The 24703-nt window shown below is 35.9% G+C and carries 26 protein-coding genes and 1 riboswitch; of the genes, 14 read left to right on the forward strand and 12 right to left on the reverse strand.

The annotated features are described in order from the left end of the window. The first annotated feature begins 12 nt into the window (after positions 1–12). Together DN393_RS16285 and DN393_RS16295 are read left to right on the forward strand one after the other, a co-directional pair. Positions 13–687, forward strand: a complete 675-nt coding sequence (locus DN393_RS16285) for an aspartate/glutamate racemase family protein (RefSeq protein WP_064474510.1) — start codon at positions 13–15, stop codon at positions 685–687. Between the two features lie 155 nt (positions 688–842). Then, a complete protein-coding gene (locus DN393_RS16295; protein ID WP_064474509.1) occupies positions 843–2144 on the forward strand; it encodes a PepSY-associated TM helix domain-containing protein in 1302 nt (433 codons plus the stop codon). Positions 2145–2181: 37 nt separating this feature from the next. Here the strand turns inward: DN393_RS16295 and DN393_RS16300 are convergent, their stop codons facing one another. The 3 genes from DN393_RS16300 to DN393_RS16310 form a co-directional block, all read right to left on the reverse strand. After that, positions 2182–2394, reverse strand: a complete 213-nt coding sequence (locus tag DN393_RS16300) for a hypothetical protein (RefSeq protein ID WP_064475078.1) — start codon at positions 2392–2394, stop codon at positions 2182–2184. A 62-nt stretch (positions 2395–2456) separates the two neighbouring features. After that, positions 2457–3521: a tetraprenyl-beta-curcumene synthase family protein gene (locus DN393_RS16305; RefSeq protein WP_001102481.1), complete on the reverse strand. Its 1065-nt coding sequence runs from the start codon at positions 3519–3521 to the stop codon at positions 2457–2459. A 37-nt stretch (positions 3522–3558) separates the two neighbouring features. Next, positions 3559–4362, reverse strand: a complete 804-nt coding sequence (locus tag DN393_RS16310; protein ID WP_064474508.1) for an alpha/beta hydrolase — start codon at positions 4360–4362, stop codon at positions 3559–3561. A gap of 74 nt (positions 4363–4436) precedes the next feature. On the opposite strand from DN393_RS16310, the gene DN393_RS16315 reads away from it, so the two are divergent. The 3 genes from DN393_RS16315 (at position 4437) to DN393_RS16325 (ending at position 6781) form a co-directional block, all read left to right on the forward strand. Beyond that, on the forward strand, positions 4437–4949 hold the full coding sequence (locus tag DN393_RS16315; RefSeq protein ID WP_000640203.1) for a gamma carbonic anhydrase: 513 nt from the start codon (positions 4437–4439) through the stop codon (positions 4947–4949). 143 nt (positions 4950–5092) lie between these two features. Then, the gene (locus DN393_RS16320; protein WP_064474507.1) at positions 5093–5626 is read left to right on the forward strand and encodes a phosphatase PAP2 family protein; all 534 of its coding nucleotides are present in this window, start codon (positions 5093–5095) and stop codon (positions 5624–5626) included. Positions 5627–5638: 12 nt separating this feature from the next. After that, positions 5639–6781, forward strand: a complete 1143-nt coding sequence (locus tag DN393_RS16325; protein ID WP_064474506.1) for a glycosyltransferase family 4 protein — start codon at positions 5639–5641, stop codon at positions 6779–6781. Between the two features lie 282 nt (positions 6782–7063). Here DN393_RS16325 and DN393_RS16330 read toward each other — a convergent pair whose 3' ends face one another. Beyond that, complete coding sequence (locus DN393_RS16330) at positions 7064–7666, reverse strand: molybdenum cofactor guanylyltransferase (protein WP_064474505.1); 603 nt, start codon at positions 7664–7666, stop codon at positions 7064–7066. Beyond that, positions 7663–8172, reverse strand: coding sequence for a MogA/MoaB family molybdenum cofactor biosynthesis protein (locus tag DN393_RS16335; protein ID WP_064474504.1), 510 nt, complete (start codon positions 8170–8172; stop codon positions 7663–7665). Before DN393_RS16335 ends, DN393_RS16330 begins: the two co-directional genes overlap by 4 nt. Positions 8173–8503: 331 nt before the next feature. On the opposite strand from DN393_RS16335, the gene DN393_RS16345 reads away from it, so the two are divergent. Next, complete coding sequence (locus tag DN393_RS16345; RefSeq protein WP_000424805.1) at positions 8504–8683, forward strand: hypothetical protein; 180 nt, start codon at positions 8504–8506, stop codon at positions 8681–8683. Between the two features lie 6 nt (positions 8684–8689). Further along, positions 8690–8869 (forward strand): hypothetical protein, encoded by a 180-nt coding sequence (locus tag DN393_RS16350; protein ID WP_064474503.1) that lies wholly within the window; start codon positions 8690–8692, stop codon positions 8867–8869. A gap of 40 nt (positions 8870–8909) precedes the next feature. On the opposite strand, the gene metK is transcribed toward DN393_RS16350, so the two are convergent. Then, positions 8910–10109, reverse strand: coding sequence for a methionine adenosyltransferase (gene metK / locus DN393_RS16355; protein ID WP_000163111.1), 1200 nt, complete (start codon positions 10107–10109; stop codon positions 8910–8912). Between the two features lie 169 nt (positions 10110–10278). Continuing rightward, positions 10279–10400, reverse strand: a riboswitch (SAM riboswitch). Between the two features lie 228 nt (positions 10401–10628). Here metK and pckA point away from each other — a divergent pair. Both pckA and DN393_RS16365 read left to right on the forward strand, forming a co-directional pair. Next, a complete protein-coding gene (gene pckA / locus DN393_RS16360) occupies positions 10629–12215 on the forward strand; it encodes a phosphoenolpyruvate carboxykinase (ATP) (protein WP_048540837.1) in 1587 nt (528 codons plus the stop codon). A gap of 315 nt (positions 12216–12530) precedes the next feature. Continuing rightward, on the forward strand, positions 12531–12728 hold the full coding sequence (locus tag DN393_RS16365) for a hypothetical protein (RefSeq protein WP_064474502.1): 198 nt from the start codon (positions 12531–12533) through the stop codon (positions 12726–12728). 115 nt (positions 12729–12843) lie between these two features. Here the strand turns inward: DN393_RS16365 and DN393_RS16370 are convergent, their stop codons facing one another. Then, positions 12844–13227, reverse strand: a complete 384-nt coding sequence (locus tag DN393_RS16370; RefSeq protein WP_000624934.1) for an ATP synthase subunit I — start codon at positions 13225–13227, stop codon at positions 12844–12846. A 291-nt stretch (positions 13228–13518) separates the two neighbouring features. On the opposite strand from DN393_RS16370, the gene DN393_RS16375 reads away from it, so the two are divergent. Continuing rightward, entirely contained in the window at positions 13519–13740 is a 222-nt protein-coding gene (locus DN393_RS16375) for a hypothetical protein (RefSeq protein WP_000639042.1), read from the forward strand. A 28-nt stretch (positions 13741–13768) separates the two neighbouring features. On the opposite strand, the gene DN393_RS16380 is transcribed toward DN393_RS16375, so the two are convergent. Beyond that, positions 13769–14674, reverse strand: a complete 906-nt coding sequence (locus DN393_RS16380; RefSeq protein ID WP_098101752.1) for a DMT family transporter — start codon at positions 14672–14674, stop codon at positions 13769–13771. Between the two features lie 197 nt (positions 14675–14871). Further along, entirely contained in the window at positions 14872–15195 is a 324-nt protein-coding gene (locus DN393_RS16385; RefSeq protein WP_064474500.1) for an iron-sulfur cluster biosynthesis family protein, read from the reverse strand. Between the two features lie 117 nt (positions 15196–15312). On the opposite strand from DN393_RS16385, the gene DN393_RS31595 reads away from it, so the two are divergent. Together DN393_RS31595 and DN393_RS16390 are read left to right on the forward strand one after the other, a co-directional pair. Then, positions 15313–15477: a hypothetical protein gene (locus DN393_RS31595; protein WP_081257154.1), complete on the forward strand. Its 165-nt coding sequence runs from the start codon at positions 15313–15315 to the stop codon at positions 15475–15477. 210 nt (positions 15478–15687) lie between these two features. Then, positions 15688–16569: a collagen-like domain-containing protein gene (locus tag DN393_RS16390; protein WP_149173685.1), complete on the forward strand. Its 882-nt coding sequence runs from the start codon at positions 15688–15690 to the stop codon at positions 16567–16569. Positions 16570–16786: 217 nt separating this feature from the next. Here the strand turns inward: DN393_RS16390 and DN393_RS16395 are convergent, their stop codons facing one another. Together DN393_RS16395 and DN393_RS16400 are read right to left on the reverse strand one after the other, a co-directional pair. Next, positions 16787–18007, reverse strand: a complete 1221-nt coding sequence (locus DN393_RS16395; RefSeq protein WP_064474498.1) for an ATP-binding protein — start codon at positions 18005–18007, stop codon at positions 16787–16789. Further along, a complete protein-coding gene (locus tag DN393_RS16400; protein ID WP_064474497.1) occupies positions 18004–19257 on the reverse strand; it encodes an ATP-binding protein in 1254 nt (417 codons plus the stop codon). The genes DN393_RS16395 and DN393_RS16400 overlap by 4 nt, the downstream gene beginning before the upstream one ends. Before the next feature lie 184 nt (positions 19258–19441). Between DN393_RS16400 and DN393_RS16405 the strand changes: the two genes are divergently transcribed. After that, positions 19442–21472 carry a catalase gene (locus tag DN393_RS16405; RefSeq protein WP_064474496.1) on the forward strand — a complete coding sequence of 677 codons (2031 nt, stop codon included), beginning with the start codon at positions 19442–19444 and terminating at the stop codon, positions 21470–21472. 16 nt (positions 21473–21488) lie between these two features. Beyond that, positions 21489–22298: an alpha/beta fold hydrolase gene (locus DN393_RS16410; RefSeq protein WP_149173686.1), complete on the forward strand. Its 810-nt coding sequence runs from the start codon at positions 21489–21491 to the stop codon at positions 22296–22298. Positions 22299–22505: 207 nt separating this feature from the next. Here DN393_RS16410 and DN393_RS16415 read toward each other — a convergent pair whose 3' ends face one another. After that, entirely contained in the window at positions 22506–24650 is a 2145-nt protein-coding gene (locus DN393_RS16415) for an LTA synthase family protein (RefSeq protein WP_149173702.1), read from the reverse strand. Positions 24651–24703: the final 53 nt, after the last annotated feature.

Genomic DNA, 24703 nt, shown 5'->3' on the forward strand with positions numbered 1-24703 from the left:
GGAGACAAACCAATGATCGGAATACTAGCAGGAATGGGGCCAAAATCAACTGGGCCATTCGTTGATACAGTTGTAGCAACGTGCCAAACAATATATGGAGCAAAGCATGATATGGACTTTCCTCATATGATGATTTATTCGTGCCCAACACCATTTTACATGGATCGCCTTATTGATCACGAAGCGATGAAAAAAGCGATTATTGAAGGGGCACAAAAACTTGAAAGTACTGGCGTAGAATTTATCGCTATGCCGTGCAATACGGCGCATCTTTATTTTGAAGAATTACAGCATTCTCTGTCCATTCCGATTTTAAATATCGTCGATGAGACGTTACAAGCAATTCCTGAAAATACAAAAAGAGTCGCTCTTCTCGCAACAGAAGCGACAATTCAAGCTGGTATTTACCAAGATGGGATCACAAAGCGTAATATAGAGTACATTCATCATGAAAAATGGCAGACAATGATTAATCAAATTATTACTTGTATTAAAAGCGGAGAAGTTGAAGAAGCCCGCAAATTATGGAGCGCGCTCGTTTTACAATTAAAAGATGAAATAGATACTGCTATCATCGCATGTACTGATTTGAATGTTGTGGCGAGTGAGGATTTTGTGGATTCTGCTCAATGTCTTGCTGAGGCGGTTGTTAGGATGTATCTATCAAATACTAAGAGATCTTCATAAACATAGAAAACAGCCCTTTTAAAATGTGTTTTTTGTTTGCTAGAAATCCCCAAAACTTTTAAATTTCTTCACAATTCTTTCAAAGTATCCACACTTAATCTCGCTATATTAAATAAGTAGTTATTCATATAGGGAAGGTTAGGGGAACTGAAAGTATGAAAGTAAATCGTTCGCTTCATTACATTTTTTGGCGTTGGCATTTTTATGCTGGGCTTTTTATTACGCCGCTTCTTATTACTTTGTCACTGAGCGGAATTGGGTATTTATTTCGAGAAGAGGTTGAAGATTTCATCTATAAAGATTTGTATTTTGGGAAGAGCGCCCAAACAGAGTCTATTTCGATGGCTGATTCGCTTTTCTTAACAGAGAAAAAATATCCACATTATAGTGTGGCGAAAATTAGTGAGTTTAACAGGGATTATAATACGAGGCTTACTATTGCAAATGAATATACTGGGCAACAAAAATATGTGTATTTAGATAGCAACAATCAAATTGTTGGAGATCAAAACGCAAGTGAAACGTTTGCGAATATAATGAGGGAATTACATAGTTCTCTTTTAGTTGGTGGCACTGTCGTTAACTACATCGTAGAGCTTGCGGCATGCTGGACAATCTTTTTAATTTTTACTGGTTTGTATATGAGTATACGCCAGTTCAAAAACACACCAGCATCCAATAAGCGAGAAAAAGCAAAACGACGTCATTCTATTATCGGTATTATATTTACAATTCCACTCGTTCTGCTAGTCGCATCTGGATTGCCTTGGTCAGGATTTATGGGTAACCAAATTTATAAAATCGCATCGTCGAATGAATCGATTGGATATCCAAAGTTGTATATGGCACCGCCTGAATCAAAGGTAAAGGAATTGCCGTGGGCAACAAGAAAAGAAGCTCCTCCTGAATCGAATTCAAATGAGCCAAAAGCCATTCCAATTGATGAGTTACAAAAAGGAATTGAAATAAAGAAGCCATACGTTATCTCATTACCGGCTGATCCGAAAGGTGTATTCACCGTTTCGAAATCGAGCGGTTCTGGTATTACGGGTATGCATGTCGCACCAAATGAAGAAATAACAGCTTATTTTGATCAATATAGCGGAGAACTTATTTCCAAAACGGACTATCGTGATTATGGATTATTTGCACAATGGTTCACTTACGGTATCCCGCTTCACGAAGGACATTTATTCGGATGGCCAAATAAAATATTATGCTTACTAACGACATTATCTTTATTGCTTCTCATTTATTACGGAATAAAAATGTGGTTAGCAAGAAGGCCGAAAGGAAAATTAGCAGCACCGCCAAAACAAAGAGATAAGAAAAGCATAATCGTTTTCTTTATCATGATGGTTATACTAGGCGCTGTCATGCCTTTATTCGGACTATCTGTGTTAGTTATTTTCGCGATTGAACTTCTTATATATGTATTTTCAAAAATACGACCATAATGAAAAAGCATTTGTACTCTCGTGTACAAATGCTTTTTTATTTACTGTTTGCTTTTTTTCTACCACTTATTAAAAAGACAATATCTACTATAATAATCAATGCAATAATAACTTGGGCTACATAATCCATCGTTGTAGGACCACCGGCTTTATTCATCATCATATACGTTCCTGTTACAAATGAAATGGAAAGTAGCACGAGTAATGTAACCTCAATATGGTCATATAGCTTTTGAAACAATCTCTTCATTTCCGCCATCACTTTTACCAGATTATAACAATAAAACCACTCTACAAGAGTGGTTTTATTCATCACTGCGCCATTTTCTTTCGGTACATCTTCCCGTTCCAATAGAAGAATCGTGAAGTAAGCCCTCCGTATTTTACAATGCGCCGTGCCATTTTGTGCATATTCTTTTGTGCTGATACTTTTTGATCTGATAAATAAATACCAAGTAACCCTCGGCTTATGAGACGATGAAACTTCGCATGAGGTAAATCACCAATGCTCTTCTCTGCTTCTTCTACAAAGTGTTTCATACGATCCAATATCGCTTGCTCGTTTTCATAATAACTACAGAAATTCAAATCCCCGCCTATACGGTCTTCTTCTTGATCGATGAAATAATCAAGTAAAATGTGAAGTCCTTGTACGTAAGGGAAATACCCTTGTCTAATTTTCGCAATATCTTCATCATGTAATTCATCATGAAATGCATATGCGACAAGACAGAAGATTCCAAGTGTAGAACCGGCACATGCTGAAAATTCAAACCAACTCATCTCTGGTAAGTTTTCTTTATGTGCTTCAAACCATGTTTTTAAGCGTGGTTCTCTTTCTTCTAACTTCACGTGTTTATGAATTTGCAAATCACAATAATAACAAGCAAGTTCATGAAGAACAGGAGCAATTTTGTCATAGTGCTTCGTTTTCTTTAAAACATCTTGGCATGTTTCAACAAGTTCATCTAAATAACCACCATCGTCTTGATCATCACGATAGCGATAATAATTACCGCCACCTTCTACTTCAGGTGATAATGCCATTAACATAGATTCATGCAGTGCGGCAAAATCATTTGGGTCAAGTGATGTACTGCGGTCACATAAATTATCTAAATAATCGCTGATTGTTTGATACGCTACGATAAAACGAATGCATTCCTCTCGGTGCTCATTTGCTAACAGTGCTAAAATACCACCGCCTTCGCAATGAAACGTTTTATTCTCAATACTTGCGATTGCCTGACTATGAAGCTCATCATTCGGAATATGGTAGGCACGCTCTTTCCACACCGCTAGCTCATGGTGTACTACCGGAAACACATCACGGTATACTTTCGCCATGAGCGTTATGGGATTACTCGGTACGTTCACTTCTTCCTTCATCTCCTCTATTCAATGTACAAATAATTTACTTATTTGTTTCTATTATGTTATTGATGCGTATTTCAGTAAATGACTGAATATAATTCAAAATTTCATCACGCTCATACTCATTTAATAACTCGTGATAACAATTCGGCCATTCTTTAAAAGCCTTATCACTTATTTTAACATTATCAAACCACATGCGGACACGTGTTTTATCTACAAGTTTATCCTCACACGCCTGCATTAGCAAGAGCGGAACATCTGGAAAATCATCTATTTTTTTATGAGCAATTTCGATAGACTTAATCAATTCACTATACCAACGTACTGATACTTTGCGCAAGAACAATGAATCATTCTCCATCGCGTCCCGAACTTCATGATTACGAGTTGACATTTCCACTGTAAGATTCGTTGCAAATTGCAATTTTGGAGCGATAACATTTAATATTTTTGAAGCAACTCGAAACGGAGCAGAAGGTCCAGTCACTACCCCTAAGCAAGGCGAACTTAAAATAATACCGTCTACATCTTCTCTCTTCGTTTCTTGCATCATACGAATGACAATAAGACCACCCATACTATGACCAAATATAAAAATAGGTAACCTATACTTTCGTGCCTCTTTCACCCATAATTTAACTTCCTCTATGTATTCATCAAATGAATCAATATGTCCTCTATTTCTTGAAGTCGTTCCATGTGACGGAAGGTCCCCCATTACGACGTGGTAGCCGATATGATTCCACATTTCCGCAACGGCTTCGTAACGTCCGTGATATTCCATTGCGCCGTGCACGATAACGATTACAGCCTTTGCTTCCTCTGCTTCATAATTCCACATACGACTCTCCTCCATTTCACTCTTTCTCATAATTTGATACACTAAAACTAGTCTCTAGGAAAGGAAGGCTTTACATGATATACCCTTACAAAGAAAAAAATCCGAAAATTGCGAGTAGTGCTTTTATCGCTGACTATGTTACGATTACAGGCGATGTTTCCATTGGTGAGGAATCAAGTATTTGGTTTAATACAGTCATACGCGGCGATGTGTCACCAACAATCATTGGAGACCGAGTAAATGTACAAGACCAATGTACACTTCATCAAAGCCCCCAGTACCCTCTTATTTTAGAAAACGATGTTACAGTTGGGCATCAAGTTATTTTACATAGCTGTCATATTAAAAAAGATGCTTTAATTGGAATGGGATCTATTATATTAGATGGTGCTGAAATTGGTGAAGGAGCCTTTATCGGTGCAGGAAGCCTCGTTTCTCAAGGAAAGAAAATCCCGCCAAACACGTTAGCTTTTGGTCGCCCAGCGAAAGTCGTTCGTGAGTTAACAGAGGAAGACCGTAAAGACATGGAGCGAATTCGCACACAATATGTTGAAAAAGGTCAGTACTATAAATCATTACAGAAGTAACTTTTCCAGCTGCCATTAAAGTGGCAGCTTTTTATATAAAAACTAACTTTTTCTTTACAAAACATTATTACTTCCTCAATAAAATCTTATTAAAATAAAAGCTAATATCTCCATATATATGTAAACGAGGGAGGAGAATTTTCATGAAGGTCAGTGGACTGTATAAAATAGAATGTTACATTTTCAAAGGAATTAACCGATACTTTGATCAAAAAACATTAAATATCTTTTTCAGCAATATTACTCATATCGGTGGTGCTACTTTCTCAATCGCACTCACACTTTTCTTTTTAATTTTTGCAAAAGGGACTTTGCATCAAGCTGCAATCGCAACTGCTATTTCTTTGGCAATTAGCCATATTCCTGTGCAAATATTAAAAAGATGGTATCCGCGAAAACGCCCTTATTTAACAATTCAGGAGGCGAAATATCCAGTCCATCCATTAAAAGACCACTCTTTCCCGTCTGGTCATACAACAGCCGTTTTCTCTGTCCTTATTCCATTTATTTGCTATAATCCAAGCTTATTTGCTTTTCTATTACCGTTAGCATTATGCGTTGGTATTTCTCGTATTTATTTAGGGCTTCACTATCCGTCTGATGTATTCGTCGGTATGTGCCTCGGCACTTGCTCTGGCATCATCTCTTTTTATCAATTCATCCCACTTTTCACATAAAGGAGTGATATGATGAGAGTCGCCATTTTTACCGATACTTTTACGCCACAAGTCAACGGGGTTGCGAAAACACTAGAACGATTAACACGTTACTTTCAGAAAGAAAAGATCGCCTATTCTGTTTTCGCCCCTCAGCATACAGCTGAAGATAATTTCGTAGCTAATGTGAACAAGATGAGAAGTATCCCGTTAACAATATTATATCCAGAATGCCGATTTTCTTTTCCTACTCCGCGCATTAAACGAGAACTTCTTTCCTTTAAACCTGACATTATTCACATTGCCACACCTTTCAACATGGGACTTTGTGGATTGTATTATGCAAAAAAGTTAAACATCCCAGTTGTCGGTTCTTATCATACTGATTTCGATGCTTATTTACGCTATTATAAAATTGAATTTCTCTCTAATATGCTTTGGAACTATTTAAAATGGTTTCATAGTCACATGCAAAAAAATTTCGTTCCTTCTTTTGAAACGTTACACCAACTAAAAAATAAAGGCTTTCAAGCCCTCTCCATATGGGGACGGGGTGTAGATTGCACACTCTTTCATCCATCTTACAATACAGAGCTATTCCGAAAAAAATATAATATTACAGCAAAGTATGTCCTTTCCTATGTTGGACGGATTGCCCCTGAAAAAGATATTGATACGTTGCAACACCTTATCGTACAAACAGCACATACTCGAAACGACATTCATTGGCTCATCGCAGGAGACGGTCCTCTAGCAACAAATTTGCGTGAAGCTGTTCCGAAAACAAATGTCACTTTTACTGGATATTTACAAGGTAAGGATTTAGCTGAAGCATATGCTTGTTCTAACATCATGGTATTTCCATCCGCTACTGAAACGTTCGGAAATGTCGTACTCGAATCACTTGCATGCGGAACACCTGTCATTGGTGCAAATAGTGGCGGGGTTAAAAATATTATTACAGATGGAAAAACGGGAGTTCTTTGCCCCTCCAAACATGCGGATGCATTTCTATCATCCATTTATTCTTTATTGCAAAATGAAGAGCAACTTACGCAAATGGGCATAGCAGCTTCATCTTATGCGAAATCAAAAAGCTGGGATGAAATCTTTCGTGGCTTACTTGACCAATATGAAGAAGTCCTTCAGAGCACTGCATCAGAATTACTCGCTTAAACAGAAAAACCCTCTTCATAACATGAAGAGGGTTTATTACATAACTGGAAATTTTAGTTTAATAAATGATACATAAGGTGAAGTATCACATTATTCTTATATTCATTATAACAAAAAGATACATAACTAAACAGACTTGTAATAAAAACCCATAAAAATAAATATATGGTTATACAGTATTTTTTACTGTATAATGATTTTAAGAAATTCCCCTTAAAATCAACTTACTCACATACCTTTATACAGTAATTGTTCCCCAATTTCTGTATATCAAAAAACCTTTCATTCATTTGAAAGGTTTTTTTGAGCCTGCACATATTCTTCTTTCGTATTTACATTTATAAACCAATCCGCATTCGCTTGTATATCTTCACCAGCAATATATTTCACATTACATTGCGATAAAAGCTGGCCCATACTTCTTTTTTCTTCCTGAAGTAAAGTATACATTTTTTCTTTCACACGGTTATGGTACGCTGCAAGTAACGGTTGTTTTCTTCCATTAATAATAGGTACAACCGCATCATATTCATTACTCGTTTGCTCTAGCAAAATGGTAAACCATTCATGCGAAACATTCGGCGCATCGCAAGGCATAATAGCGTACCAATCTGCTTCTATATATTCCATTCCTGATACAATTCCAGCAAGTGGTCCATTTCCTTTATAATGAGGAATATCTTCTATAACAGGAACTTGTACGCGTTGCTCTACTCGCTCTTTTATATCGGAGTTACTAATGACCACAACTTCTTGTAACGCAGTTGTCATCACTTTCAAAATATGCTCAATAAAAGTACTACCTTGCCAGCTCGCTAACGCTTTCGGCTCACCGAATCGACTCGACATACCGCCTGCCAATACAATTCCAGCATACTTACTCATTGGCGTTGCAACTCAAATGTAATATGACCTAATTCCGGTAAAATTAATTTATTCATCGCAAGGCGAACTGCTCCGCTAGACCCTGGCATTGAAAAGACAACTTTGCGCCCAATTGTACCGCCGATTGCTCTACTTAACATCGCGCTGCTTCCGATATCTTCTAAATAGCTAATCATGCGGAACAACTCACCAAACCCGACAATTTCTTTATCTAATAACGCTGACACTGCTTCAATCGTCACATCACGTTTCGTAATACCAGTACCGCCATTTGTTAATACGACATCAACATCTTCCCGATGATAACCAGCTAACACCGCTTGCTGAATACTTTCTTTATCATCTTTTACAATTTCATAAGAGGTCACTGTATGACCTGCTTCTTTTAACAATTCATGTAATAGTTGTCCGCTCTTATCTGTCTCTTCCGTACGTGTATCGGAAATCGTCACGATCTTACAACGCACTTCTTTTGGTGCTTGTTTTTTATGTTCATTGACACTCATTTTTCATCTTCCCTTTCATTTTCTTGTGAAATTATGTATGAAGCAAAGAATTCAACATGATACAATATAAGTATATTTATCCATATACAGGAGTTTTTTTATGTTTTATAACATAAAACGATACGTACCCATTATACCATTCCTAATCATATTATCCCTTTTTCAATGCATCGCTTACGGGTTCGATATTAACTTTTTAAAATTGTATGTACTTTTGCCTGATGGTGGTATTCTTTACTATTTGACTAGCACATTAATTCCTCTCGTACTTGCCTATATAATAGATTTTATTTTTAAACGTTCTATCTCTAAATAAGGAGGTCTACATATTATGGAACTTTATAAAAAATTAACAACAACATTCATCCTCTTATTCGTCGCTTCCATTACTGTTGGCTTTTCTCTAAAAGGCGCAATTCCATACGCTACATTAGTAAGCATTATATTCGCAACCCTATTTTTACTAAGCAGTGCCTTTTGCGCGGGTAAAGCACGTCAAATGAAAGGTTGATTACATATGTTCAAGAAGAAACCAATCCTTTGTAAATCATGTAAAAAGGAAATACAAACATATGAAAAAGCATGGATTCATATGCCATTTCCGGCAAGTGGTATGACAAATGTGAGAAAGTATATTGAGCTAGATGGAGAAGTTTATTGTGGTTCTTGCATCCAAGTAGTAAATAAAACAAAATAAAAAAGCTTTGCGCTCACCGCGCAAAGCTTTTTTTCATATATTATAGACCAGCTTGCTCTTTTAAAGCTGCAGCTTTGTCTGTACGTTCCCATGATAGATCTACATCAGTACGTCCGAAGTGGCCGTAAGCTGCTGTTTGTTTGTAAATTGGGCGACGTAAGTCTAGCATTTTAATAATACCAGCTGGGCGAAGATCGAAGTTGTTACGAACTAGTTCTACTAGTACGTCTTCAGATACTTTACCAGTGCCAAATGTATCAACTGAAATTGATACTGGTTGTGCTACACCGATTGCGTATGCAAGTTGTACTTCTGCTTTGTCAGCAAGACCAGCTGCTACGATGTTTTTCGCAACATAACGAGCTGCATATGCTGCAGAACGGTCAACTTTCGTTGCATCTTTACCAGAGAATGCACCGCCACCGTGGCGAGCGTATCCACCGTAAGTATCAACGATGATTTTACGTCCTGTTAAACCAGCATCACCTTGTGGTCCACCAATTACGAAGCGGCCAGTTGGATTAATGAAGAATTTCGTTTCTCCATCCATTAATTCTGCTGGAACTACAGCTTTAATTACATGCTCTTTTAAATCGCGATCGATTTCTTCCCATGTAACATCTGGATGATGCTGTGTAGAAATTACGATTGTATCTACACGTACAGGTTTACCATTTTCATCATACTCAACTGTAACTTGCGTTTTTCCATCCGGACGTAAGTATGATAATGTGTCATCTTTACGTACTTCAGTTAAACGGCGAGCTAATTTGTGAGCAAGTGAGATTGGAAGTGGCATTAATTCTTGTGTTTCATTACATGCGAAGCCAAACATTAAACCTTGGTCTCCCGCACCAATTGCCTCAATCTCAGCGTCAGTCATTAGACCTTCGCGTGCTTCTAGCGCTTGGTCAACACCCATAGCGATGTCAGCAGATTGCTCATCGATAGATGTTAAAACTGCACAAGTTTCTGCATCGAATCCGTATTTTGCGCGTGTGTAACCAATGCCTTGAATTGTTTCACGAACGATTTTTGGAATATCTACGTAAGTAGAAGTCGTAATTTCCCCCGCTACCAATACTAAACCAGTTGTTACAGTTGTTTCACAAGCTACACGTGCATTTGCGTCCTTTGATAAGATCGCATCTAAAATTGAATCAGAAATTTGGTCACAAATTTTATCTGGATGTCCTTCAGTTACAGACTCAGATGTGAACAGATGACGTTTTTTTGTCATGTGGTAAACCTCCCTACAGTAATTGTATATATTGTACGGAACTCATCCTTAATTTGCCACAAACTGCGACATACATTTATTCTCCCACACAAGCATACAGAAAAACCTTTCCTACTTTACATAGAGGAAAGGTTTAATTTGCTACTTGCATACTGCTTTTTGCCCTTTGCTCTTATCGTTCGAGACCGTTAGCCTCGCACAGGTTTTAGCACCTATTCACCTGTATTTACCACTACAAATGAGGTTGCTGGGCTTCATCGGGCCTGTCCCTCCGCCAGCTCGGGATAAGAGAGTATCCGTCCCAACCTATACTAAAGAAATGATATTCATTTGTCAATTAATATTCACATTTTCCTGAAAGTTTTTCTCAATACGCCTGGAATGAAATATTAATAAGGAAATAATACATTCACACAAACAAAAAGAAATAAATAGTATACATTATTTATATAATTGTGTTATACTCTTGTTGGGGATTACGAGAAATATTTCATTAAATGAAAAGGATGGTATATAAATATGAGTACTGTGAATGTCCAAATTGGTTTACACGAATTATTGAACGGAAGCAATGCACAGATTCAACTAAGTGTTCCGCAATTAGTGGAAAAAGTATTAATGCGAAATGAAGGGAAATTAACTTCTACTGGTGCCGTTTCTGCTTCAACAGGAAAATATACAGGACGTTCTCCTAAAGATAAATTTATTGTGAAAGAAGCATCGGTTGCTGACAAAATTGCTTGGGGAGCAGTGAATCAACCGATTTCTGAAGAACATTTTAATAAATTATATACTAAAGTTTTAGAATACTTAAAAGAAAAAGAAGAGTTATTCATCTTCAATGGATTTGCAGGCGCTGACCGCAATTACCGCCTACCAATTCAAGTTATTAACGAATATGCATGGCACAATTTATTTGTACATCAATTATTCATTCGTCCAACTGAAGAAGAATTAACAACTCATGAATCAGAGTTCACAATTGTTTCTGCACCGAATTTCAAAGCTGATCCAGCTGTTGACGGTACAAACTCTGAAGCATTCATTATGGTTTCATTCGAAAAACGTATCGTACTAATTGGTGGTACAGAATACGCTGGAGAAATGAAAAAATCAATCTTCTCTATTATGAACTTCTTACTACCTGAACAAGATATTCTTTCTATGCATTGCTCTGCAAACGTAGGTGAAGAAGGCGACGTAGCACTATTCTTCGGTTTATCTGGAACAGGTAAAACAACATTATCTGCTGATCCACACCGTAAATTAATCGGTGATGATGAGCATGGCTGGTCTGATAACGGTGTATTCAATATTGAAGGCGGTTGCTACGCAAAATGTGTAAACCTTTCTCACGAGAAAGAACCACAAATTTTCGATGCAATCAAATTTGGATCTGTTTTAGAAAACGTTATCATTAATAACCAAACGCGTATCGCAGACTATAACGATACTACTTTAACAGAAAATACTCGTGCTGCATACCCTATGCATGCGATCGACAATATCGTACTGCCAAGTGTTGCTGGACACCCAAATACAATCATTTTCTTAACTGCTGATGCATCTGGCGTATTGCCTCCAATCAGTAAGTTATCAAAAGAACAAGCTATGTATCATTTCTTAAGTGGTTACACTAGTAAACTAGCAGGAACAGAGCGCGGCGTTACATCTCCGCAAGCAACATTCTCAACTTGCTTCGGTTCACCATTCTTACCACTTGATGCATCTCGCTATGCTGAAATGCTTGGTGAAAAAATCGAGAAACACGATGCGAAAGTATTCTTAGTAAACACTGGCTGGACTGGTGGCGAATACGGCATTGGTAAACGTATGAACTTAGGTTACACTCGTGCAATGATTCAAGCAGCATTAAGCGGCGAACTTGCGAAAACTGAAACAGCTAAACATGACATCTTCGGCCTTGAAGTTCCACTTCACGTACCAGGTGTACCTGATGAAGTATTAATGCCTGAACAAACTTGGGCTGATAAAGCTGCTTATAAAGAGAAAGCAATCGAACTTGCAAGCGAATTCAAAGAGAACTTCAAAAAGTTCGACAGCGTTTCTGAAGATATTATTAACTTAGGCGGTCCAATCGCTTAAGTACAAACTTTCTGTTGGAATAACCCTTTTACTCATATGAATAAGTGTCGTGTAACCGTAAAGTTTCGCGTACTCACCGACAAAACCCAATGCGGCTTAACGGTTATACACACTTACATAAAAAAGAAGCTTACGTTTTTGACGTAAGCTTCTTTCTATATATTATATAAAGTACAACTTTAATCTCTTCATCTGTGACTTAGCTCATAAAATTGCATACTAATAACCCAAAAATTTACAAAAAAATCATTTTATAATCATTCGTTTTATAGTTTTTTACGATAAAATTTACATATACAGGAAAGGAAGAGGGCTATGAATAATTTTTCTCGTACAGGAAAAATATTATTCAGTTATGGAGTCATTCAAATGTTTTGGGGACTTGTGATGCTTAACGTTAATTTATTTGAGCATACAAGTGAAACGATAAAATACATTATTCTAATTACCGGAATAGTTTGTTGTATTGTATCTAACTTTTTTAAAGAACCTGAGAGTTATACTACTAAGTGATTTCATGTTAACTTATTGGAAGCGGAAACCTATATTTTATGCAAAGTTACGCTTCCAATTGTACTATCCCCCCACCGGATCCTCTATTTCATCTAAAAAGAGGCTTTTTATCTTTTTAGCTCTTCGTTAATTCTTCCTCATCTTTCATACTATAGTAGCCTAAATTCACAACAATTAAGAAATAGCCACCCAGAATCCCTACTGCAAATGCCCACATAACCATATGATGTTCAATTTCGTACATAATAACAGCACCCAAAATAGCAGCTGCAAAACGATTAAACATACCGAGCGTCGGTGCTTTCGTTTTCTTTACGATACTATCTCCAAGCTTCTCAATTCTTCTCCCTAAAAGCCAAACACAATACATACTTACAATCAGTCCAATTCCAGCACCTAGAAAATGAGCTGAAAATGGCGTTAACATCCATCCTAGTAAAAGAAAACCTAGTAAATAATACGATTGAATTTTAAACGATCTTAATGACATACTAATCATGCTGTTCTCCTCTTCAGTAATTTTTATCTATCCAACAAAAGCTGTATAACTCATTTCTTTCGAGTTCATACTACTTAAAATTCATTTCACTCAAATTAAAAACAACATAAACAGTGTGTTTATGTTGTTCAAATGTTTTCAGGAAATAATATTATACAAGATTTCAAACATCATATTCTCATAATTTGTGACGTTTTTCCAAACAATTTTCGTCCATTTATGAAAAAAGTGATATCAATCTATGAACATACGGATATGATGTAATAAGTACACAAATAAAGGGGGCGTCTAATGATTTATTTTCTAATGGCTCTCATTCACCTCATTATCCCTGCACTTATTGGACTTTCATTGTATTGGTACACGAAAAATCATAGTATTTTCTACGCTGTCCTCGGTGTTCTTCTTCCAGGTATTATTCTTATCACACTCTTCCGTATTCCATTTTTAAACTTAATTCCACTTATTACTGCTATCTTATTTCTCATCTTCTTACCAAAAATAAAAAAATAGGAAAGCAGATCATAGGTGATCTGTTTTCCTATTTTGATATAGATTCCCTCGCAGTAGAATGAATTTTTACTTTCTCTGATTTCACAAACCATAGACCGAAGAAAATAATAATTCCACCGATTATTTGTTGAAATGATACATATTCATTTGCCCATACAGCTGCAAATAAAACAGCTACAAGTGGCGTTATATACATATATACCATCGTATGTGATGCGCCAATTTTTTGAATACCAACATACCACATCACTAAACCAAATACTGTCACAAAGAAAATGGAATATAGTAAAGCGAATAGTGTCATTCCGTGTGTAATGTGAAATGGCATTATAAATACATGTGGTCCACTTAACAATAAAAGCGGAATCGCGCCAACTAATGCTGACCATGCGGTAACACGTAGTGCTGAATATTTTTTAATTAATGGACCTGCTAAAACAGGATAAAGCCCCCAGCATATTGATGTAATAAGTCCAATTCCGTTACCATAAAAAGAACTAGCAAGCGAATGCCCTGCTACTAAAACTAATACAGCACCACCAAAGGCAATTATAGAACCGATGAGCTTTCGCGAAGAATACTTTTCTTGTTTCAAAAAAATAGCAAATACAGTTGTAAAAATAGGTGAAATAGAAATGAGTAAAGAGGCATTTGTAGCGGATGTATATTGGACAGTTTCCATAAATAATGTTTGATACAGTACAATACCTACAACGCTAACGATGATTAATCTAGGTATATCCTTTCGTTCCATATAAACCGACTTTTCAATAAAAAATGTAAGGAGTAACATAAGCGGTGCCGCTGATATCATCCGAAGTGCAGTAAACTCAATTGCTGTAAATTCTAAAAGTCCATATTTCGCAATCGTAAAATTAATCCCCCAAATAATAACCACACTTAAAATTAATAACTCCATCCCCCATTTTCTCATGCGTATCCCCTCCGCAAATAAGATTATACAGAAAATTCAATCACATGTACATTTCATTATGTGAAAAAATCTTTGTATTGTATGGAGAGGTTTGCTTTGTTTGATACATGAAATTATATCGGCGATTTTTTAAATATAGCGACTTATACAATAAAAAAAGGTGGCTCCAAAAATATTTTGGAATCACCTTTTCTTTCTTACACTCGAACGTGTAACTTCATATTCGGATTATAAAATTGACTCGGGCTCTTCAGCTGAAAAGTTCCTCCACTTTCATGCCAATCAACTGTTAACTTATCATCCATAAATACAAGCTTTGTGCGATCTGCGATAAAGTTCATTACGCTAGATTCGATATCTACATCGCGCTCATCTTTTTCTGCTACAGCGACTAAATCGATAATTCCGCTCATTACACAACCGCAACCTTCATTATCGTAAAATAACTTTATATATTTCGCTTCATTTGGAATCGTATCCATAATCTTTTTATATGCTGCTTCTGTTACAGTAACGTACATACGTTAATCTTCATCCTCTCTTCTCGTATCCTTCCTATATTGTACCACTATTTTTCTAAAAGGTAGTATACTGAAAATTAAGACTAATCTATGTGATAAAGGAGGTTTTGTATCACTATGTTCAACTTACTGCGATACCCCATCTTCTTAGGTCTACTCGGTAGCTTTTTTATTTCTAGCGGAATGGTATTACAATATATACTTCCTTATTCTCCTTCTATTGGCTGGATTTCAGGTTTTATTTGTTTCCTATCCGCTTCCTATCTTGATGTGAAAAAATAAAAATCACTTTAAGATTTATTTGCAGTGTAATTTTGACTTAGGTGTTACTTTCGGCCCAAAAGAGAAACGTTGTAACGATTCCACTCTCCTCTCTATTTTTGAAATCTATACACAATACGATCGAACACACAAAAATATAGAATTCATAATATGTATATAGTAGTTCTATTTTTAAAACGAATTTTCCAAAATATAGAAAGGAGAACATACATGTACCCACGTAATTGTTTTAGTTGCGACGGCAGACGCAACAGTGGCTCTAACGGAAACACTGGTCCCACTGGTAGCACTGGACCTGCCGGGAACACCGGACCCACTGGTAGTACTGGACCTACTGGCTCTGCCGGGCCTTCCGGAGCTGGTTTCCAAAGTACTACGGCCTTTAGTCTAGCAGCCGCTCCCACCTATAAAAAAGGACAAGTTGTCACTTATACGAGCAGCGGCTATGTTGTACAAAAAGATGCACCTCAAGGATTTCCAAATGTATCTTCAGATTATATCGTATTAGTAGAAAGTGGACCTACTGGGAACACCGGACCTGCTGGTAGTACTGGACCCGCTGGCATTACCGGGCCTTCTGGCATTACCGGGCCTTCTGGAACTGCAGGTAGTCCTTCAGCAAAAAGTATTGTTTTTCAAGGAACAAATGCTGGTTTCCAACGTATAGCGGGTTCTCCTGGAATTGACTCCAATGTTATTCCATATGTCACTGCTGGAGCCGGTAGTATAGTTGGCTTTGCTGCATCTATAAATGTAAATAACTTACCTGCTGCTGTTTATACGATTAATATTTGCAGGAATGTCCCAACAAACCTCACTGCCCCTACCTCTAGTTACATCCTATCTACTCTTACTTTAACTACAACTGACAAAATTACAGGAACTATCGTATTTTCAATTAAACCAACGGATACTGGATCAAGACAAATTCAAGTGTTTAATCCTAATCCAGCAGTAGGTCCCGCTACTGCAACTTGGACTAGCATTACAACTGGAAACTCAGTTTCGAGAGGAGATGCTGTCTCCCTTCATATTACCCCTGGCATTACTGCAAGTGCTGTATACTCTATTTTTTTAATCACTGATATATAGCCCTTACTAAAAAATAATTTATTTAACAAAAAAAGACCCGAGATTCGGGTCAACAAATAGAAATACAAATAAATTAAAACAAATAACAGACAAGTTCAGTATATACTATTTTAATAGAATTAACTTACCTACCTTTATCAGATTGCCTTACTCTCATTCACAATAAAAAAGGGAGACCCCCTCTCAAATAAGTGATCTCCCTTTTAAAAATAGTTTTTCATGATATCGGCAATATAACCTTCACAGTCGTTCCAACTCCAACTTCACTTTCAAAACTCATTTTACCGTTGTGGTCTTTAATAATTTTTTCTGTAACTACTAAACCTAAACCTGTTCCCGTTTCTTTCGTTGTGTAAAAAGCTTCATTTAGCTTCGGAATTTTGTCTTTTGGGATGCCGCATCCCTCATCCTTAACTTGAACAATGATTGCATCTTCTACAGTCACTTTAATCGTAATCGTTCCGCCAACTGACATTGCTTCAATTGCATTTTTAATTAAATTAAAGAATACTTGCTTTAATCGTTTTTCCTCACATGTAATCGATGGTATGTCTTTACTATAAATACCTTGTATGTGCACTCCTTGCTTTAGAGCAGGCTTACCCATAACTCGAATAACATAAGCGATAATTTCTTCTATATTATGAATTTCTGATTCTGGTGATTTAGATTTCTCAAATCCACTAAGTTCTGTAGCGATTGTATGAATTCGTTCTACTTCTTGTTTCATGATATCACTATATATTTTATCCTCAGGATATTTATTCGCTTGCTTATTCACAAACTTATCTAAATTCGCTAGAGGTCCTCTAATTTTGTAGCCAATAACTGTTGCCATTTTCCCAACAGTTGCTAGTTTTTCTGTTTGTTCTATTTCTTTATCCATCATCTCAAGCGTACGAACGTAAGAATGAAATCTCAAAAACATAATCCAACATATGATAGTAAATACGCTATATAATGCCATTGGGATTAAAACGAGTGACGATTGAATAATGATTCCTGTAAGAGCGTACTTTCCAACAAGTATCCCTGTAACTAACCAAAAATACCTTTTGTTCACAAAGATTGGTGCAAATAAAATAAAAAATCCTTCTACTATATTCCCACCATCAAACTCAGCATCACTACCGTAGTAAATCATAAAATTATGGATAAAATCTAATAAATTATATCCAATTAAAATAATATACTTTACTGCAAATGGATTTTTCCATTTCATAAAATATATTCCAGTACAAAATAAGACCACCATCAGGAAATAAAGCCATAAACCTAAACCATCTTCAAATTCTCCTACTCCTTCTTGCTCTCCTCCTATTAAAGGTACAATAAATTCATAGGCAAGATCGTATACAAAAAATATAACAAAAAATAAACTTAAAAATACTTTCAGCGCCTTTATTTCTTCATTTTTAAATATATCGTCTTTATTCATATGGTAACTCCTAGCTTTTCTCCCACTTGTATTTCATTATTTCCATATTTTTTTGGGAGAATAATATCTATTCTCGTTCCCTTATCTCTTTCACTTGAAATACGTAACTTACCAAGATGTTCGTTGACAATGCGATCCGCTACCGTAAGTCCCAGGCCAATTTTATCTTGCTTCGTTGTATAAAAGGCCTCTTTAACACGTGCTAAGTTTTCCTTCTTAATACCGTAACCATTATCGATTACACTTAGCATTACATAATCTTGTCCTTTATTTTCTAATCGTAAATCTAATGTGCCACCTTGCTCCATTGCCTCCAGAGCATTTTTTATAACATATAGCACGACTCCTCTTATTTTCCGCTCATCGCATTCAACTTCTATCGTCTTTTCTTCTACACTAGAAATAAGCTGAATGTTGGATTCATTCATTTTTTCGCGGACAATTGTTACTACTTGTAATGCAATTTCTCCTATATTATGTTTCTTATAAATAGAAGGTTTACATGTAGCAACTTCCATTAACTCACTTATCATACTATTCATATTTTCTATTTCAAAAATCATCTGTTTATAAACAGGATCCTCTCCATGCTTCTCTCGTTGTAATTGCGTAAATCCTTTTAATGAAGCAAGTGGATTTTTAATTTCATGTCCTACTGTCGCTGCCATTTTTCCGACTACCGCTAATTTTTGTGATTCACTAGCAATCTTAATACTTTTCTTTACCGCTGAAAGGTATTGTATAAATCGATTTAAAATGATGTATGCTGCTATTAATACGAGTGTATACATAATGAGGAACATAAACGCTTTTACTTCCTCTAATACAAATAAATAAATTAAATATTTCCCTATAATAGTGACAAGTACGCACACAAAAAATCTTTTATTTATAAATATAGGTACAAAGAAAATAAGAATAATTTCTATTATATTTACCGCATCAAATACCGCCTTATTATAAAGCATATACGAAAGTATATTAGCCATTTCTATCCCTATGTATGCAAAAATACATGCATATTTAACAAGGGTTGCTTTCTCTTTTTTTATTAAATATATATTCACGCCCAATATTGCTGTTCCGCAAATAACTTGCCATATTATGCTATGTCCTTTATCCATTAGTGATTTATTTTCTAATAAGATTCCGTAGGAAATTTGGTATAAAACAACAATGACATATAGCACCCACAAAAAGATTTTGGCATTCCTTTCTTCTTCTTTATATGATAGAAATTTTCCTTTCACTTCAACACCCCTTCAAAATAATATCTCGAAGAATACCATTTATTATAATAAATGATTTTCATAGACAAACAAAGATAAATCGAACAATTGAGGAAAATCATCCCAATAGAGCGAAGTATCTTCAGACTATATATAAGCATAAAAGCTATAAACAATAATACGTATATTATGGGAGGTGTTTTATATGAACGGCAAAAAAAATAAAAAGACAGAACAACTGGAATCCTTCACGCGTGAGAATGAAGGAAAGGAAATGACAACAAATACAGGTGTTACAATTTCAAATGATGAAAACTCTTTAACCGTCGGCGATCGTGGTCCTACCCTTCTAGAAGATTTTCTTATGCGGGAAAAACTTGCTCATTTTGATCGTGAACGAATTCCTGAAAGAGTCGTTCATGCAAGAGGATACGGCGCACATGGTATTTTCGAGCTATATGAATCTTTAGAGGAACTAACAATGGCCCACTTTTTACAGGACCCTTCAAAAAAAACACCACTTTTTGTTCGCTTCTCTGAAGTGGCTGGATCAAAAGGTGCGAATGAAACAAATCGAGATGTACGAGGGTTCGCTGTTAAATTTTATACAGAAGAAGGAAATTTTGATTTAGTCGGAAACAATATTCCTATTTTTTTCATTCAAGATGGCATTAAATTCCCTGATCTTATTCACGCCCTTAAACCTGAGCCGCATAATGAGATTCCACAGGGACAAACAGCACATGATACATTTTGGGACTTCATCGCCAATAACCAAGAATCGGCTGCGATGATGATGTGGATTATGTCTGATCGTGCCATTCCAAGAAGTTTTCGAATGATGCAAGGGTTTGGCGTTCATACATTTCGCTTAGTGAATAAAAATGGAAAGTCACGATTCGTAAAATTTCACTGGAAGCCGAAGCTCGGCATTCACTCATTAATTTGGGATGAAGCGCAAAAATTAGGTGGTGCTGATCCAGATTACCATCGCCGTGATTTATGGGAAAATATTAATGCTGGAAACTATCCTGAATACGAACTTGGTATTCAAATTCTAGAAGAAGAGGATGAATTTAAATACGATTTCGATATATTAGATGCAACGAAAATTTGGCCTGAAGAAGATTTCCCCGTTAAAATCATCGGAAAAATGACATTAAATCGCAACGTCGAGAATGTATTCGCTGAAACAGAGCAAGTCGCACTTCATCCTGGAAGTATCATCCGTGGTATTGATTTCACCAATGATCCGCTCTTACAAGGTAGACTCTTTTCTTATACAGACACTCAATTGGCACGCGTCGGTACAAATTATCAAGAATTACCGATTAACCGTCCTGTATGCCCATTTCATAACAATCAAAGAGATGGTGCATCTAAATATATAATTGATAAAGGAAAAATCGCTTACCATAATAATTCCTTAGCAAATAACACTCCTTACACTGTCCCCGGTACAAAGGGTGGGTTCGTTACATACCCTTCTACTGTATCAGGGCATAAAACGAGAGAAACAGCCGCCAGTTTCAAAGATCATTTCTCTCAAGCACGTTTATTTTGGAATAGTATGAGTAACGTCGAAAAAGTTCATATTATGCAAGCCTTCTCCTTTGAATTAGGAAAAGTAAAAAGTAAATCCGTCCGTCAACAAGTCGTAAATATGATTGGACATATTAGTAGTGAACTAGCTACATTAGTCGCTGAAGCGGTCGGAGCAAAAGTCCCAAATATTCAAGAATCGAGCGTTACGAAATCATCGCCAGCACTCAGTATGGCAAATACGACATTTAGTCCTAATACATTACGAGTAGGTGTCATTGTTGCAAATGGATATGACGGACAAAACGCGCAATATATACTAAATCAATTCAAACAAGTTGGGTTGCAACCAGTAATTGTTTCCGAACGATTAGGTATTGTACAAGGAACGCAAAATGTACGTTGGGACGTGAATGATACTTTTTTAACAGGATCTTCACTTCTTTATGATGGGCTACTTCTTATTGGAGGAAACCTTGATGAACAGTTTCTTAATAAAGCGAGTTCATTTGTCGTAGAATCATATAATCACTTTAAGCCAATTGGTGCCTTCCAAAATGGATCTACTGTTATTCAATCTTTAAATATTAAAGGAAAGCCTGGTGTCTTACTAGAACAGAACCCTACGCTCCTGGCGAATGAATTTATTAAAGCTATGACGAAACAACGCTTTTGGGATAGAGCATATGAATAGGTTAGGGGGATAATTTATGTTTGTTACCGTCGAGAAAGATGTGCATATTTTTGTGCAAGACGTTAATCCTGGACCCGGTAGTAAAACCGTGTTCTTCGTCCACGGCTGGCCTTTAAATCATCAAATGTACCAATATCAACTCAATGTGTTACCACAGCACGGTTTCCGCTGTATCGCTATGGATATACGCGGAAACGGACAATCTGATAAACCGTGGACTGGTTACACATACGATCGTTTAGCAGACGATATCGCCATTGTTCTAGAAGCACTTCAAGTAGAAAATGCTACATTAGTCGGTTTTTCAGTAGGTGGCGCTCTTTCTATTCGGTACATGTCTCGCTACAATGGTCATCGCATTTCTAAACTTGTATTAGTCGATGCTGTTTCCCCTTCTTTCGTTAAAAATCAAGAATCTCCCTATGGTGTCCCAAAAGAAAAAGCAGATACCCTCATTAATCAAATGTATGCCAATATGCCAAAATTTTTAAATGATGTATCTTTATCATTTTTTAATAGAAACTTAGGATCTGCTACGTTAGAATGGTTTTCTTATCTCGGTATGCAGTCTGCTTCCTACGCTCTCATCAAAATATTGCAAGCAGCTGCAAATGAAGATGTAACGAAAGATTTAAGTAAAATTAACGTCCCAACAAAAATATTCCATGGTGTTCACGATCAACTTATCCCTTACAAAAGCGCTGAACTCACGCAAAAACGGATTAAAAATTCTCAGTTACATCCTCTTACAAATAGCGGTCACGGCTCTCCAATCGATCAAGCGGATGAATTAAATGAAGAACTTATAAAGTTTTTGCATTCATAAAAATCTATACCAAATCGTTTCGATAGGAACGCAGTTTTTGAAAAGATTAAAATTCACATATTTCTCACAAATCAATCAATAAAACGATTACATTTTCATTTATACTAAATGTACAGGTAATACTCCCTAAACCCAGCTTGTCTGGTTACCCCGTTAAATACTATAAAAAAAGAACTTGTATCGTTATACAAGTTCTTTTTGTTTGTTCTATTTAAAAAGTATATCTTTACTAAACTGCTTTCCAGCAAGTAAATCATATTGGATCATTTTATATTGCTCTAACATTTCTTTTTGTTCCTTTGTTAAATCTGTTATCTCTTCTCCATCTTTATTAACCTTTAACTCATCTCTAAGAACTGGTATTTCTTTATGCATTTTCGATAAAAATTGATAAAATGGTGATTGATTTAATCCTGCATAATCAAAAACAAGACTAGAAAAATAAATCGGACTTACTAAACCTAAATTGTCATTTGGCAAATCGAAATTTGCGTACATTAACAATGGCGTTTCTGACATAATTAATCTTTCTCTTACTGTCTCTTCGTTTTCTATATATCCTGATTCTTTATAAATAGACTTATTAGTTCCTAACATAGGTAAATGGTCTCCAAAGAAGACTATTAAAGTAGGTCTATCTAGATCGTCAAGCTGCTCGATTAAATATTGCAGAGCCTCATCCGATAATCTTATCCCTTCTGTATATGCTTCTAATTCTGCCTTCGATTCCTCTTCTGTTAATCCACTAATTTCTATTTTATTTTCTCCAAACATATTTGGCGTATACGGAAAATGATTTTGCATCGTCACCGCATGAATAAATGTAGGTTGTTTTCTCTTATTTAATTCATCTATGATTTCTTTACTCATAGATAAATCACCAATATTGTCTCCCACTACTTCTTTATTTTTCATCGTATCTTCTGCATTAAAATTATCGAATCCCAATGTTTTATATACATCTTCACGTTTATAAAACGATCGATTAAACGCATGAATTGCACTTGCATAATACCCTTGTTTTTTCAACTCACTTGCAATCGATGGAATCTCTTTTTGGCTTGGAACAGCTTGTTGATATGGTATAGAACCTGGCATTAAAAGACTCATCGAGTAACTCGTTAACGCTTCAAATTCTGTATTCGCTGTATTTCCTCCAAATGTAGGAGCTATCGTTTGTCCCCCTGGGAAATTCTCTATATAATGATGTAAATTCGGCACTGGATCTTCGCTAAATGAAAGATTCGTTAATTTTGTCGGATCCCAAAAAGCTTCACTCATAATAAATATAATATTCGGCTTCTCTGCTTTTTTTTGTCCTTTTATTTTATCGCCATATTGTTTTTCTATATCCTTTGCAATTTGCTGCATATTTTCTTTTGAATATTCTTTCGGCTCTTTAATGACTGTCGTATCTAAGTTGCTTAAAAATCCTATAACAAAACCATTCACCTTATAATTTGCGGCTTGATTCCACGCGCGGATGTCTACTCCACTTTTTATAAATATATTATTCATAAAGGTAGTAGGGTAGTTACTATATCCATACAACATAAACGCAGAGCCGCATATTAAAATAATCCTCATAATAATATGTGATTTTATAACCGGAATGTACTTTCGTATATACATAACTACAAATATAATCAAAACAATGCCCACTATTGCCAGAAACATATTCCAAAAACTAAAATACTCCATGACCATCGGTATAACGGAATTCATATGACCAATCTGTGTAAAATCCGACGGGTAAAATGGCTCTCCTCTAAAAATGAGTTTAAAATGGTTCACCATCACAAAAATAAGTAAGACTAAGCTAGTTATCGTTGTACTTAAGAAAACTCTTCCAAGCAAATTATATGCAAAAACGTATACCATATAAATAAATAATAGGCTTAATATATACTGTCCATATTGTAAATACACCCATGTATTTACTACTATAAGGTTCATATCCTCCTGCACTATGATATACATCCAATTCATTGTATGAGCAATTAAAAATAATACAACATAAACTCGAATAGCCGGCCTCAGCTTATGACTGATGCCTTTATTTAAATGAATGATGTATAGTAGTACACTCCATAAAACAATAATGAGTATACTTAGCTGTATTTTCCCATTAAAAAATTCTTTAGTTCTCTCGAATTCGAAAGATCTTAACATAACAAAAAACAGCGTTTCTAAACAGATTGCCCACATTCCACTAAGAATGATAGAAATTAATAGGTTCTTCCTCGACTGCTGAGGAGAAAAACTAAGATAAAATTCATCTCTTCTTCGTTGTCGTGTTAAAAAATCAAAACGCAATTTATTCCCTCTTTCCTTTGCCCCTTCGTCTCGCATCCACAAACATATTGTCCTATACAAAATACCATATTTGTATGCAGCTAGTCTCC

It is taken from the genome of Bacillus sp. BPN334, from assembly GCF_008368885.1.
GTDB classification, from domain to species: Bacteria; Bacillota; Bacilli; order Bacillales; family Bacillaceae_G; genus Bacillus_A; species Bacillus_A wiedmannii.

Coding starts and splice junctions, on each gene's coding strand:
- DN393_RS16395 (WP_064474498.1), bottom strand. CDS start 18,007: ATGAATAAAGACGATATATTTAAAAATGAAGAAATAAAGGCGCTGAAA.
- DN393_RS16350 (WP_064474503.1), top strand. CDS start 8,690: ATGTTCAAGAAGAAACCAATCCTTTGTAAATCATGTAAAAAGGAAATA.
- DN393_RS16385 (WP_064474500.1), bottom strand. CDS start 15,195: ATGTACGTTACTGTAACAGAAGCAGCATATAAAAAGATTATGGATACG.
- DN393_RS16330 (WP_064474505.1), bottom strand. CDS start 7,666: ATGAGTAAGTATGCTGGAATTGTATTGGCAGGCGGTATGTCGAGTCGA.
- DN393_RS16390 (WP_149173685.1), top strand. CDS start 15,688: ATGTACCCACGTAATTGTTTTAGTTGCGACGGCAGACGCAACAGTGGC.
- DN393_RS16370 (WP_000624934.1), bottom strand. CDS start 13,227: ATGATTAGTATGTCATTAAGATCGTTTAAAATTCAATCGTATTATTTA.
- DN393_RS16405 (WP_064474496.1), top strand. CDS start 19,442: ATGAACGGCAAAAAAAATAAAAAGACAGAACAACTGGAATCCTTCACG.
- DN393_RS16320 (WP_064474507.1), top strand. CDS start 5,093: ATGAAGGTCAGTGGACTGTATAAAATAGAATGTTACATTTTCAAAGGA.
- DN393_RS16315 (WP_000640203.1), top strand. CDS start 4,437: ATGATATACCCTTACAAAGAAAAAAATCCGAAAATTGCGAGTAGTGCT.
- DN393_RS16375 (WP_000639042.1), top strand. CDS start 13,519: ATGATTTATTTTCTAATGGCTCTCATTCACCTCATTATCCCTGCACTT.
- DN393_RS16345 (WP_000424805.1), top strand. CDS start 8,504: ATGGAACTTTATAAAAAATTAACAACAACATTCATCCTCTTATTCGTC.
- DN393_RS16335 (WP_064474504.1), bottom strand. CDS start 8,172: ATGAGTGTCAATGAACATAAAAAACAAGCACCAAAAGAAGTGCGTTGT.
- DN393_RS16310 (WP_064474508.1), bottom strand. CDS start 4,362: ATGTGGAATTATGAAGCAGAGGAAGCAAAGGCTGTAATCGTTATCGTG.
- DN393_RS16380 (WP_098101752.1), bottom strand. CDS start 14,674: ATGAGAAAATGGGGGATGGAGTTATTAATTTTAAGTGTGGTTATTATT.
- pckA (WP_048540837.1), top strand. CDS start 10,629: ATGAGTACTGTGAATGTCCAAATTGGTTTACACGAATTATTGAACGGA.
- DN393_RS16325 (WP_064474506.1), top strand. CDS start 5,639: ATGAGAGTCGCCATTTTTACCGATACTTTTACGCCACAAGTCAACGGG.
- DN393_RS16300 (WP_064475078.1), bottom strand. CDS start 2,394: ATGAAGAGATTGTTTCAAAAGCTATATGACCATATTGAGGTTACATTA.
- DN393_RS16410 (WP_149173686.1), top strand. CDS start 21,489: ATGTTTGTTACCGTCGAGAAAGATGTGCATATTTTTGTGCAAGACGTT.
- DN393_RS31595 (WP_081257154.1), top strand. CDS start 15,313: ATGTTCAACTTACTGCGATACCCCATCTTCTTAGGTCTACTCGGTAGC.
- DN393_RS16295 (WP_064474509.1), top strand. CDS start 843: ATGAAAGTAAATCGTTCGCTTCATTACATTTTTTGGCGTTGGCATTTT.
- DN393_RS16365 (WP_064474502.1), top strand. CDS start 12,531: ATGAATAATTTTTCTCGTACAGGAAAAATATTATTCAGTTATGGAGTC.
- DN393_RS16285 (WP_064474510.1), top strand. CDS start 13: ATGATCGGAATACTAGCAGGAATGGGGCCAAAATCAACTGGGCCATTC.
- metK (WP_000163111.1), bottom strand. CDS start 10,109: ATGACAAAAAAACGTCATCTGTTCACATCTGAGTCTGTAACTGAAGGA.
- DN393_RS16415 (WP_149173702.1), bottom strand. CDS start 24,650: ATGCGAGACGAAGGGGCAAAGGAAAGAGGGAATAAATTGCGTTTTGAT.